This window comes from Shewanella japonica (genome assembly GCF_002075795.1).
GTDB lineage: Bacteria > Pseudomonadota > Gammaproteobacteria > Enterobacterales > Shewanellaceae > Shewanella > Shewanella japonica.
The window spans coordinates 1,795,056-1,807,273 of the sequence record NZ_CP020472.1 but is presented as its reverse complement, the minus strand read 5'-3'; the positions used below and the strand labels follow the sequence as shown (position 1 = coordinate 1,807,273).

Annotated in this window: 11 protein-coding genes and 4 tRNA genes; 6 read left to right on the top strand and 9 right to left on the bottom strand. The window is 41.1% G+C overall.

Annotation, left to right across the window (positions count from 1 at the left end; all coding sequences use genetic code 11):
- The first annotated feature begins 329 nt into the window (after positions 1-329).
- The 4 genes from SJ2017_RS07755 to SJ2017_RS07740 all read left to right on the top strand — a co-directional run bounded on the left by SJ2017_RS07755 (position 330) and on the right by SJ2017_RS07740 (position 792).
- A tRNA-Met gene (locus SJ2017_RS07755) sits at positions 330-406 on the top strand.
- A gap of 100 nt (positions 407-506) precedes the next feature.
- Positions 507-583: transfer RNA gene (locus SJ2017_RS07750), tRNA-Met, on the top strand.
- Between the two features lie 29 nt (positions 584-612).
- A tRNA-Met gene (locus tag SJ2017_RS07745) sits at positions 613-689 on the top strand.
- A 26-nt stretch (positions 690-715) separates the two neighbouring features.
- Positions 716-792, top strand: a tRNA-Met gene (locus SJ2017_RS07740).
- A 118-nt stretch (positions 793-910) separates the two neighbouring features.
- Here SJ2017_RS07740 and SJ2017_RS07735 read toward each other — a convergent pair.
- Together SJ2017_RS07735 and SJ2017_RS07730 are read right to left on the bottom strand one after the other, a co-directional pair.
- Complete coding sequence (locus SJ2017_RS07735; protein WP_080915399.1) at positions 911-2,104, bottom strand: trans-sulfuration enzyme family protein; 1,194 nt, start codon at positions 2,102-2,104, stop codon at positions 911-913.
- Between the two features lie 152 nt (positions 2,105-2,256).
- Entirely contained in the window at positions 2,257-2,757 is a 501-nt protein-coding gene (locus SJ2017_RS07730; protein ID WP_080915398.1) for a hypothetical protein, read from the bottom strand.
- Positions 2,758-2,939: 182 nt separating this feature from the next.
- Between SJ2017_RS07730 and SJ2017_RS07725 the strand changes: the two genes are divergently transcribed.
- Positions 2,940-3,497 (top strand): sugar O-acetyltransferase, encoded by a 558-nt coding sequence (locus SJ2017_RS07725; protein WP_080915397.1) that lies wholly within the window; start codon positions 2,940-2,942, stop codon positions 3,495-3,497.
- Positions 3,498-3,555: 58 nt separating this feature from the next.
- Here SJ2017_RS07725 and oleD read toward each other — a convergent pair whose 3' ends face one another.
- The 6 genes from oleD to SJ2017_RS07695 form a co-directional block, all read right to left on the bottom strand.
- Positions 3,556-4,623 (bottom strand): 2-alkyl-3-oxoalkanoate reductase, encoded by a 1,068-nt coding sequence (gene oleD / locus SJ2017_RS07720; RefSeq protein ID WP_080917434.1) that lies wholly within the window; start codon positions 4,621-4,623, stop codon positions 3,556-3,558.
- Between the two features lie 48 nt (positions 4,624-4,671).
- Complete coding sequence (gene oleC, locus SJ2017_RS07715) at positions 4,672-6,342, bottom strand: olefin beta-lactone synthetase (protein ID WP_080915396.1); 1,671 nt, start codon at positions 6,340-6,342, stop codon at positions 4,672-4,674.
- A gap of 152 nt (positions 6,343-6,494) precedes the next feature.
- A complete protein-coding gene (locus tag SJ2017_RS07710) occupies positions 6,495-7,379 on the bottom strand; it encodes an alpha/beta fold hydrolase (RefSeq protein WP_055022989.1) in 885 nt (294 codons plus the stop codon).
- A 48-nt stretch (positions 7,380-7,427) separates the two neighbouring features.
- Complete coding sequence (locus SJ2017_RS07705; protein ID WP_055022990.1) at positions 7,428-8,477, bottom strand: 3-oxoacyl-ACP synthase III; 1,050 nt, start codon at positions 8,475-8,477, stop codon at positions 7,428-7,430.
- A 251-nt stretch (positions 8,478-8,728) separates the two neighbouring features.
- Complete coding sequence (locus SJ2017_RS07700) at positions 8,729-10,027, bottom strand: methyltransferase (protein ID WP_420876297.1); 1,299 nt, start codon at positions 10,025-10,027, stop codon at positions 8,729-8,731.
- A 12-nt stretch (positions 10,028-10,039) separates the two neighbouring features.
- Positions 10,040-11,227 carry a chemotaxis protein gene (locus tag SJ2017_RS07695; RefSeq protein WP_080915395.1) on the bottom strand — a complete coding sequence of 396 codons (1,188 nt, stop codon included), beginning with the start codon at positions 11,225-11,227 and terminating at the stop codon, positions 10,040-10,042.
- Between the two features lie 229 nt (positions 11,228-11,456).
- On the opposite strand from SJ2017_RS07695, the gene SJ2017_RS07690 reads away from it, so the two are divergent.
- Positions 11,457-11,681, top strand: coding sequence for a DUF1289 domain-containing protein (locus SJ2017_RS07690; protein WP_080915394.1), 225 nt, complete (start codon positions 11,457-11,459; stop codon positions 11,679-11,681).
- A gap of 88 nt (positions 11,682-11,769) precedes the next feature.
- Here SJ2017_RS07690 and SJ2017_RS07685 read toward each other — a convergent pair whose 3' ends face one another.
- Complete coding sequence (locus tag SJ2017_RS07685) at positions 11,770-12,126, bottom strand: YajD family HNH nuclease (RefSeq protein WP_055022992.1); 357 nt, start codon at positions 12,124-12,126, stop codon at positions 11,770-11,772.
- Between the last annotated feature and the right edge of the window lie 92 nt (positions 12,127-12,218).

Sequence of the window (12,218 nt, the reverse complement as noted above, 5' to 3'; positions counted from 1 at the left end):
TATAATTAAGTCGGCATTATATACCTAATCAAGAGTTCAAGTGAGAAAATGTGGTTGAATTGGATAAATACTCATCTTTTTAAGACAATTTAATTCAAATTGCCTCACCAAATGGGTCATTCTCACTAATAAGTCGTTCCCTTAGCCCAAGTATCGCTCGGTCAATAGGCAAGCGACTCAGAATAGAGATAGCGGATTTGGCGATTAAAACGACTGAATGTGACTAAAATATCGATTTATGCTCATTAACCCAGCAAACAATCATAAAATTGTCATTATGACTTGCCAAGTACAGCTTAGGTCGTTATAGTTCGCCCCGCTTAAACGGACGCGGGATGGAGCAGTTTGGTAGCTCGTCGGGCTCATAACCCGAAGGTCGTTGGTTCAAATCCAGCTCCCGCAACCAATTTTGTAATGGTATCAATTGATAACCAATATAATGATGGCAACAAGGTATTATAGCTAAGCTATATCGCACTGTTTAAGCAAGATAGTTTATATTCGGACGCGGGATGGAGCAGTTTGGTAGCTCGTCGGGCTCATAACCCGAAGGTCGTTGGTTCAAATCCAGCTCCCGCAACCAATATAACCACTATCATTATTAAGTACGGACGCGGGATGGAGCAGTTTGGTAGCTCGTCGGGCTCATAACCCGAAGGTCGTTGGTTCAAATCCAGCTCCCGCAACCACTTAATAACAAAAGATAAAAATCGGACGCGGGATGGAGCAGTTTGGTAGCTCGTCGGGCTCATAACCCGAAGGTCGTTGGTTCAAATCCAGCTCCCGCAACCAATTTTATCAATACCTATCTTATTCAGTTATTTTCCCTTGTTCTGCTTATTTCTTAGTTTGTTATTACAATTAAAGAATTTAGTTTTTGATATCTACCCAGTTTATTTATCTACCTCTACTATTTGCTATCGATTGCGCACATATTCAATGCTCGTGAAATATCTTCTATCAAGTCTTCTACGTTTTCCAATCCGACAGAGATACGCAATAGATTATCGGTAATGCCAGCAGCAGCTCTGGCTTCTGGGGTATATGGCGAATGAGTCATAGAAGCTGGATGCTGAATTAACGACTCTGCATCTCCTAAACTGACAGCAATAGTAAATAGTGACAAACTATCGACAAATTTGATTGCCTGTTTGATGTCTCCTTTTATTTCAAATGCAATCACCCCGCCCGCACGTTTCATTTGTGAGCCAAGAAACCCATGACCTTGATGAGACTTAAGCCCTGGATAGAACACCTTTTCTATAGCTTGATGCTGATTAAGGTATTCAGCTAATATCTCTGCATTATCACAATGTCTTTGTAATCGCACATCTAAGGTTTTTATTCCACGCAAAATTAGCCACGCGTCATGTGGCGAAAGTACGCCACCAAAATCTTTTAAAATCTCATACTTCAATTTGTGGATATGCGCCTCAGAACCGCACACTATTCCGGCAATAACATCACCGTGACCATTTAAATATTTTGTGGCACTGTGGATGACCATGTCGACTCCCATGTTAATAGGCTGCTGTAACAATGGCGTCATAAAGGTGTTATCGACAATCGTAATCAGGTTATTGGTTTTGGCGATATCGACGATGGCGCTCAAATCGAACACTTGTAAGTGAGGGTTCACTGGGGTTTCACAAAATAATAATTTGGTATTCGGTTGAATGGCCGCTTCTATGGCTAAAAGATCCCTAAAATCGACGAAGGTTGTTTCAACCCCAAAACGGGTTAACTGACTACTTAATAGAGCGAAAGTACAGCCGTAAATCGCGTTTGAGGCAATGAGATGATCACCTGATTCCAAATGAGTCATAAGCGATGCCGATACTGCAGCCATCCCAGACGCACAGGCAGCTGCTTGTTCAGCCCCCTCTAACAAAGCCATTTTACGCTCTAACTCATTGGTTGTCGGGTTTCCTAAACGAGTATAAATGTATCCAGCTTCATCACCCGCAAAGCGGGCTCCTCCTTGCTCTGCATTATCAAAAACGAATGTCGCACTTTGATATAGTGGCGATACCAACGCCCCAAGCGCATCTTTCTCGTGCCCTGCGTGGATGGCTAATGTGGCTAAATTCCATGGTTTATGCATCTTTTTCTCCCTTCTTACCCATTCATTAGAATTGTGATTGGTGTGGGTAAGTCAAACTCAAGATACATGTGCTGATAAATTAGCCAATGCTAAAACGACTTTTTGATACCTTCAAACTTGTAAAGCCAAGATTACGAAAATCCGCAAGCCCTTTAATCAAGCCTTTTCCACACCTCCTCTTCAACGAGATCTTCACCATCGTATCTTTGCGTATGCCACTCATTTTCTTTTAACATAAATAAAAAGCGATAGGACTCTCCTGGCTTCACCCCAAATGAGCTCAACGTCGGAAACTCGGTATATTGATTATTAATTAATTCGTAATGACCACTAGCACTTGCCCAAAATGTCTTTTTCCCGCCCTCTTTTTTCATTGTCGTGAAGCTAAAGTGCGTTGCCGACACAAGCTTAATAGCAGATAAATTAAGTGTCTTATAATCAACCCATTGTTTATTCTCATTGAGGTACTTGCCATCAAACAGCGCCCAGCTACCAATCAAAGGATTATGAAGGGATTCTTGCTTAGGCTGATTTTGGCCTATTGCTAAAGGTATACTTGTTAGCATGATGCAAAACAGCCCCAAAACCTTAAGGTTTTTAGCCTTGGTTAGACGTCCTAATTGACGATATAACTCAGTGAATTTAATGTTCATCTGCCAGTATCCATCCTATTGCATGAAATTTAGGTGCGATAAGTCCCCTAAAACAATGCGTTAAAGTAATACCGTTATGATAATCAAGTTACACCCGGCGTATAGCAGACATAAGTCTATGTTTGGTTTGTAAACTTAAGTCATACTAAAGAAAAATTATTCACGCACTTAAGGTTATCGTGATGAAAAAACAGACTGAGAAACAAAAAATGCTAGCAGGCCTGGCATATGATGCGTGGGATGAAGTGCTTCTAGCTGCAAGAAATCAGGCAAAATTAGTGTGTCATCAGTTTAATCAGCTCAGTCCATTGGATAATGATAAACGCCAAGCCATGCTAAAAACATTACTTAATATCACTGGACACTGTCATATCGAAGCAAACTTCTTCTGTGACTATGGCACTAATATCACGATCGGTGATAATTTTTATGCCAATCATAATTTGGTTATTTTAGACGTCTGTGAAGTCAAAATAGGAAGCAATGTTATGTTTGGCCCTAACGTTATGTTATCAACGGCCACACACCCGATTGATCCTATTGCACGCCGCAATACTGAATTCGGAAAGCCGATTACGATAGGAAATGATGTTTGGTTAGGCGGAAATGTTTCTGTATTGCCTGGCATTACCATTCACGATAACACTGTGATTGGTGCAGGCAGTGTTGTGACTAAAGATATCGCCGGCAATGGTGTGTATGCCGGCAACCCTTGTCGTTTTATTAAACCAATCACTTAGTACAGCGTGACTCAGTGACTAAACTTCTCGCTTTTATTTAGAGACTATTTACATAAGACTAAAGCGACTGCTTTAGTCTTATCATGCCTTCATCAATACTGATTAGCGCTTGATACCCAAAATCGTTTTTTGCTGCTCTAATATCAAAGTAATGACTGGTTGATAATTGCCTTGCTACGAATCGTGTCATTATCGGTTCTTGCTGTTTCTTTAAAAGGCCATATATGCCTTCTAATACCACTCCTGCTGCATAGGCAACCCCTGCAGGTACTCGTTTTTCAACGGGGGGGATATCAACACAAGCTAAAATTTTATTGAGCATGTTAGCCATTGTTATTGGTTCATCATTACTCAAGAAGTAGGCTTTACCAGCACAGTTTGCTTGATGACTTAACTCTACAGCGGCAAGAATATGTGCAAATGCAGCATTATCGACAAAGATCGTATCAACTAACTTATCTTGCTTGCCTACTAGTTTTAATTTGCCTTTTTTAGCACGCTCAATCACCCTTGGAACCAAGTGCGGATCCTCAGGCCCCCAGATTAAATGAGGTCGTAATGCTGTGGTTTTAAGCTCTTCGCTATTTGCATCAAGAATCATCTTTTCTGCTAGCGCTTTTGAGTGGCCATAATAATTTAAAAATTTAGCCGCATATGGCGCTGATTCATCAATTCCTGCTTCATCTTCACCAGCAAAAGTCACACTTGGGGTACTGGTATACACAATACGGTCTATTTGATGGGCTTTACTCGCTCTAATGATATTGGCGGTGCCATTAACGTTAGGTTCAAAATAACTATCTCTAGTTCCCCAAACACCGGCTTTTGAAGCAACGTGAAACACGAGATCGCAGCCTTCCATAGCGTTAACCACCCCATCATAATCAGCAAGATCACCTTTAAACATCTCAACACCCATTGCAGTGAGTTCAGGGTAATCACCACGGGCAAATCCTACGACCTCAATTTGCGCGGCGCGCAGACGTTTACAAATACTCTTACCTAGAAAGCCGCCCGCTCCGGTAACAAATGCCTTGTTTGCCGTTTGTTTAAGTGCTGCTAATGCCGTTTGTTCTTGAGGCAGTAAATCAGTTAATTGAAGCTGAGCGCTATTTACTGAGGTCATTGAGTTCGCTTCCAAATGAGTTAAGGGCTTATTTTCAATTTGAGTCACTTACGCTTCCTTCCATTGTGCTTGTGCCCAAACTGCCAGCTTTTCGCGAAATATTTTTGCATTATGGCGGACATCAACAGGAAAATCAGGATGGATAAGGAATCGACTGATCCCCACAGTATGAGAATGCTTTTCAGCGATTGCTAGCAGGTCACTATAGAGCATTTTACTATCCGAACAGGCGAGGCCTTTATCTAGTTCAATACACAACAAAGGCAAAGTTTCACCGTTTATGCTGACAGGAACAAGTGCAGAACGTTTAACCTGCGGATGGGTATTAAATACTCTTTCACAGGGAATAGAAAAATAACGTTTTTTATCTGTACCAGTTTGGTCAACACGATGCGCCTTGCGACCACACATCCATAACTGCCCTTTTTCATCAAGATAGCCAACATCGCCCATCCTATGACGAATATGCTCACCATCTGAGATTTTAGCGATTGCAGTTGCACTTTCACGATGATAATAACTGCGACTCACCATGGGACCTTTTACCACAATTTCACCAATGCTACCGCTATCGAGCATCAAGTTATCATCCCACTGTTTAAGCGGGTTTTCGGTGATATCAATAATCGCAATATCAACACCTTTAATCGGGTGACCCACACAAATTCCTAAGCCGTTATCTGTTGCCTCTGTGGTCTCAAATAACGCCGAACTCGGCATCATACTAATGGGTAACGACTCGGTAGCACCATAAGAGTTTAGCACTTCAACACCGCTACTCAGCATATGACTGAAGCGCTTTATCGAAGCTATTGTTGCTGGGGCGCCAGCTGAAATTACGCGTTTAACGCTAGGTAATTTATGCTGTTTACTCTCACCTGCTTCACCTAATCGCTCCAGCAAAGCTGGGTTAACAAACATATTTGAGCATTGATATTTTTCAATTGCCGCAAACAAGTAATCAGGATTGGCGGTAATCGGTTTACTGGCATCCATAGCTGGCACAATCGATGCCATTCCAAGAGCTGGACCAAATAATGAAAATAACGGAAATGTCGCTAGGTCTCGCTCACCAGGCTTAATGCCATAATCATGTTTCAATGCTTGAATTTGAGCCTCAAACATCTCGTGACTATAAACCACCCCCTTTGGGGTGCCAGTGCTACCACTGGTAAACAATATCGCCGCCATGGCATCTTTTGCCAATGCAGCAATAGGATAAGGTGCAGAGGCCGTATTTTGGGGTAAGTCATCTATCGCCTTCGCCCCTGCCAAAAAGCATGCGATCCGACTGCCTCCCACATTGAGGCATTGCTTAACCGAACCTTTACCCCATCCAAGAATGCGCCTTGCAATATTTGCCTTCGTAATACCGATAAAAGCATCAGGTTTCGACTCTTCAAAACATTGTTTTAGGTTTTTTACGCCCATTCCAGGGTCAACCAGAATGGGAATAATTCCTGCTTTGAATAAGGCAAACGTCAGTACAAAAAAATCAATACTGGGCGTCACCATTAATACCGCTTTCATTCCAGCTTTAATACCATTGGCATTTAAGCGATAAGCCATTTCATCGGATTGCGCATTTAGCTGGTTAAAATCAATTTCTTGATATGACAGTGTCGATGATGCCGTTTGCACGGCAACGGCAAGTTCTGTTGGAGAGTGAACAGCTGCATGCTGAAGGTGCTGACAAATATTGGCCGAAGGTAAAGTCATAATGTTGATGTCATCTTATTGGGGATACCTGTAACCACTGAAGTATCTCATTAATGTATTAGTTATCTCTTAAACCTATAGAGTATTCATTTTAATAAAAAAGGGCATTGTTAAAATGCCCTTAGATACTACAACGTTCAATATTTTATGGATTAAGATTGAGGTTGCTCGGCCATAAAATGTTGGATTAAGCCAATCACATCTTCACTGGCATCTTCTAAAATATAATGGCCACAATCATCAAACTCACGTACTTGGGCATGAGGCATGTGTTGGCGCCATTTATCAAGAAAATGCTTGTCGAATACAAAGTCCTGTAAACCCCAACAAATCAAAGTCGGTACATTCGAGAACTGCGGTAAGCTATCAGCAATACTAGAAACCAAATCATAGTTTCTGTCTTCTGGTTTTAATGGAATATCTTGCACAAACCGTAAAGTCGAAATACGATTTTTCCAGTTATTAAACGGTGCAACGTAGGCTTCTCTTACTTCTTTTGGCATTGGGTTACGTTTAACACCTACGTATGACGCAATTGAAGAAAATGCGTTAAAGCCACGAACTAAAAAAGTACCGAGAATAGTTTCACGACATACCCAAAGTGCCCAAGGAAACGGCTTTGATTCTGGCAAATGGAAAGCCGCTGTATTTAAAAATACTAAACGCTTAATTCTGTCAGGGTAACGAGCAGCATAGCCCATACCAATCATTCCGCCCCAATCATGAACAACCAAGGTAATGTTGTCTTTTACGTCTAGATGATCAAGTAAAGCTTCCAAATCATCAATACGATTTTTAAGCGTATAATCATAATCTGGATCGTCAGGTTTATCAGACAAACCACAACCGATATGATCAGGCACTATACACTGATGAGTTGGGCTTAATGCACCCACCAAATTACGGTAATAATAACTCCAGCTTGGATTACCGTGAACCATAACAACAGGCTCACCTTGACCTTCGTTGACATAATGCAATTTATTGCCATTACGGTCTAAGAAATGGCTATCAAAAGGTAATAAATTCTCTAACATGATGCTTCCTAATCTTTTTTTATTAATCCTAAATACACAGCTAGCGAACTACCACTTGATGCCAAGCATCATACAGTTGAGTCCGCTACCTATTCCTAGGAAGCTCACTTGATCGCCAAGTTTTAAAAAACCTTGATCATGGGCAATTGCAGCAGTGACAGGCAGTGAAACGGTGCCCATATTGCCTAAGGTTTCATAAGTAGGGAATTCTTTTTCATGCGGGATATTAAGCGCATTTAATACTTGCTTACGATTTGAAGCACCGACTTGGTGACAAATCACTTTATCAACTTGTTCGACTAACCAATCACGTTGGGTTAAGAAATGCTCCCAAGTGTGTTTAGCTAAGTCGACACCTTCTTTAAGTAATGTGACAGCGTCAGTTCGCATAAACTCACGATACAGCTTCTGGCTCGTCTCCTGTAGCCCCCACTGACATAGCTCGTGATGCTCTGGTGCCGATAAATGACTTGCACCTAACAATTGATGTTGACGAGTGTTTTTAAGCGGCAGGCTTCCATCGGTTAAAATGACGGCAATGGCACCTGAACCACCTGTTAGCGTGGCAAGTGATTGGGCAAAGTTTTGCATAGTTGGGTCTGACAACATGTTATCAATCGTCACCTCAACAATGTCACGTGCTGATTCACACGATACCACCATACCCGCTTTGATTTGGCCTAACTCAATACGGTTTGCAATATCTAAGATACCTGACAGCACACCTAAGCAGGCATTACTAATATCATAAATCGCTGTATCTTTTGATACGCCAAGCTCTGCTGCAACTCGACAAGCCGTAGCAGGCTCATGTTGGTCACGACATACGCCGGTATAAACCACTGCACCTAAGTCGCTAACACTAATGCCTGTCTCATCGACCGCTTTTCTGGCAGCACAAAGTGCCCCATCAGATAAACGATAACCTTTCGGCCACCAGCGGCGTTCTTTAATACCGGTTAATGCGGCTAATTGCCCCATCGGGATACGAAACTTTTGATAAAGCGGCGCAAGGCGAGATTCTAGGTCTAGACTTGACACCACTTGGGGTGCAAGTTCATAAGCCATACTATTAATAAAAACGCGGGAATATTTCATGAAACCGTATCAATCGCTCACTTTAAGGTCGCTATCAGCAACCGAATTTATTGGTATTTGTTATTAACCCGCCATTTGAACAAGAAAAATCCAAATATTCAATACAAAACCACTTTACGGGCCATTTAAATCTACTTCATTGAGACATGAAAACAGAAAAAACAGCCAAAAAAATCAGAATTAATACTGAAATATAAAAATTTTAGATTAATAAACAGTAAGTTAAGCTACCATTCGAACAAAGAAGTCTGCTATGGCTGCTTTTTAGCCTGAATTAAACAATTTCTGGGTGTAATACTGTTTGCACAGAATTCAAACATCTCAACCTGATAACCATATTGTTCTAAAAAGCACACTCTATCTAATAATAACCACTGCTCTATTATTAGACGAAATAGGTGCGCGACGAGATCAATGCGACGCGTTAATGCCTGTCTGTGCTCACCTTTGATAAGGTAGTCATCAAAATCAATTGACCCGTTAAGTGCAACGCCTTTTTGATTGGCTGCCCATCGACAAAACTCATCAAAGCTTGCGGATAATTGACTGCGTTTTACGCTGGGAATGGGTAAATATCGGCCGCTACCAGTGATGTCTCTTTGTAAAGAATCAAACCCCAAGCGCCAGCTTATTTCTTGATGACGTAATAGTTGCTGCTTTGGATTAGCAATAACACTTTGCTGTAAAGGCAACTGCAAGTCATGACGTGAAAACGTTAACCCCGAGTCTTTGGCTACATCAGATAGTGCCTGATAGTGACTTGCTTGGATTAAATGATAACAACAAGGCGAGAATGAAATAGCGCGAGTCGACGCCTGTACAGCTAAATCAATCAGCCTTACATGCAAATCACCACAGGCATGCAGCGCAACCGCATGCTGTTTATTAATTAAAGGGCTATTCGTTATTTCAAATACATCAGTGCAAGTAAACGTTTGGGGTAAATGCCATTTATCAGCAAAGGCTTGCCCTTGCTCACATAAGCTTTGCTGCCATTCTAAGCTGGTTACCTTTGTCGCTTTTTTCTTCGCTAAATACCGCCCTAAATGCCCCTTCCCCGCACACCATTCAAGAATGGGTAAATCATCCGCAGGAATAAAGTGAGCAAACGCAGTAATTTGTTGCCATTTGCGCCCTTTGATATGCGCGCTAAAATGACTAAGCTCGCTTTCAGTTAGTCCCTGCTCAGCAACCTTGTTTTGCATTTGATTAACGCTAACTTCAACCTGAGCTTTTACCTTACTGGTGAGTAGTTCAAATAAGCCATCTATGCTCAAGTTATTTGATGCTAAATCAAGCTGTAAACTTGGTAATAAACACTCAACTAAAGCAGTTTGATCTGCGTCTATTGTATCAATTTCACTGTCATCAATTTGCCAAACTGCTTTCGCCAGCTCTGGGAATTGTGTCTTCCAAGGTAACTCGGCACACTCAAAAGCCTGCACTTGCCACAAAGGGGTAAGTAACAATAAACAATCGCTTCGAATCGATAACTGCTCACTGAAAGTTAGACGATGAGTTGCTGATGTATTTACTTTAGCAATAGACAATATTTCACCTTGTTAATTGTTAACTACCGAGTTGTTCTTATTGGTCGTCATTCGTTTACCCAACCAAACACCTAAACCGAGTGGTGCGAAAAATACTGTAATTAAAAACAAAATGAAATACACAATGACACTCTTAATGGTTTCTGTGATCTGTTGAAACACTAATTCGACGGTTTTATGGCTCAATGCGTCTAAATCTTGAACCGCCGCAGCTCGCTCATCTGCAATCATTTGAACGAGTGCTTCCCGCTCGTGAGTAATGATTAACGCCAATGAAGCACGCTCTTTAGATAACTGCATTAACTTATCATCAGTCACTTGACTTAACTGTTCAATAAGCGGGCTTAGTTCCGTGCGCATATCAGCGGCAAGCTGTGTCATTAACTCAGGGGTTTGCTCCATTAATGCTTGAAATTTAACGGTAGTTTGACTGATATCTGTCAGTGCCTTTTCAACATCTGCCGCATTAACATCAGAATGTAACGCATATAGTTCGGCTTTCCAGCCCAAAATTTTCGGCATTTGTTGGGTTGTCATCGCCATACGATCTGACATGTCACTCATCACTTCAGGCATAGAGCCGAATGTGGTTATCGCTTCAAACTCAGATATATTACTAAACTCAAGCCAATCATTAAAAGCTGAGGTTCGGCTAAACGTCAAATCACTGATTGGGTTTTTAGCTACGTATTGCTCAACAAATTTCTGATGCTGTTTAAAATTACTCACATTAAATCCCTTTGCCGTTTTAGCAAATCGAGCCGATAGACGTTGACTCGCTTCAATAGCAATATGCTGATGCTCCCCAAAAACCTCGCGTCCTGCACCAGTTGTAAAATAGTGGTTCATTTGCTCAGTAAACACCCAAGTATCAATCATAGCTGCAATCGGGGATGCCTGAAAAATCGCGCGTTGTAGGCTTTGCTCTGAATAAATTTTCCACATCAGAGTATTAGATTTTATTGCCACATCATCCGTGTCATTAGCAATTAAATCTGCGCTGGATTCAACCTCTGTATAAAAGTTATAGCTATATTCACGGCTGAACATACGCATATTAATTTGCTCTTTAGGCAAGGGCTCTACGCCACTTTCAAGCTTAACCTCTAATAAAGAGCAGCCAGTTAATACGTTGACGCTCACTAACAACAATAACACTTGAACCAAACGGTTAACGGCTGAACTTTCCCATGCATTCATGGTATTCTCCACACAAATAAGCAGCAAAACAACAAACAAACACCAACAGTTATCCATAGCTTGCCTTACAAATGAAACACTTGTGACACAGCTACAGGGTTAATTTAACTATATGATATATATAAAATAAATATTATCGAGACTAGTTATTTTTACATTTTCTGTCTAGGGCTAAATGCTATTTGACTCAGTAGAATTCAGGTTTATTAATTCAGTATAGGATGTTTATATGCACTCTCCTTGTGTCGCTAAATGCGGTCTCAATGATGACGACTTTTGTATGGGATGTTTTAGGCATATCAATGAAATTGTTGGCTGGGGCAAAGCAAGTGAAGAAAGACAACAACAAATTTGGGCGCAATTACCTGAGCGAAAAGCGGTGATGAAAGGAGGCAATAATTTTCACACTATCAGTCGTGAAAAATGGCTGGCTGCCGAAGGGAAATTAGATTAGTTCAACATGCTGCTTGCAATAAAAAAGGTTACCCCACGGGTAACCTTTTAATATTCAGATGAATGACGCTTAACGTATTAACGCAACATCACTTTTTCATCATTGATTTTAAATCTGCAAAAGGGTTGTATGTTGCCGCTTCTTGCTTCACTTCAGTCGTACTGCCATAACGAATTAACTCCTCAAATCGAGAATGCTCATTATCATGGCAATATAAGCATAATAATTCCCAATTAGAGCCATCTGATGGGTTGTTATCATGGTTATGATCAACATGGTGCACAGTTAATTCAGACAAATTTTTATGAGTGAACTCTCGAGTGCATCGACCACATACCCAAGGGTATAATTTCAATGCTTGCTCACGATAGCCTTTTTCACGACTCGCTTTATATTCTCTTGCTTCAGCGAGTACTTTATCTAATTTACTTTGCGTACCTGACATCGAGTTTCCAACTTTTGATAATTAAATATGAGTGACTAACGCTAAATCGTTGTCAAAAAATTACCCCAAGGATAATCTCAGTTATCCGTTGG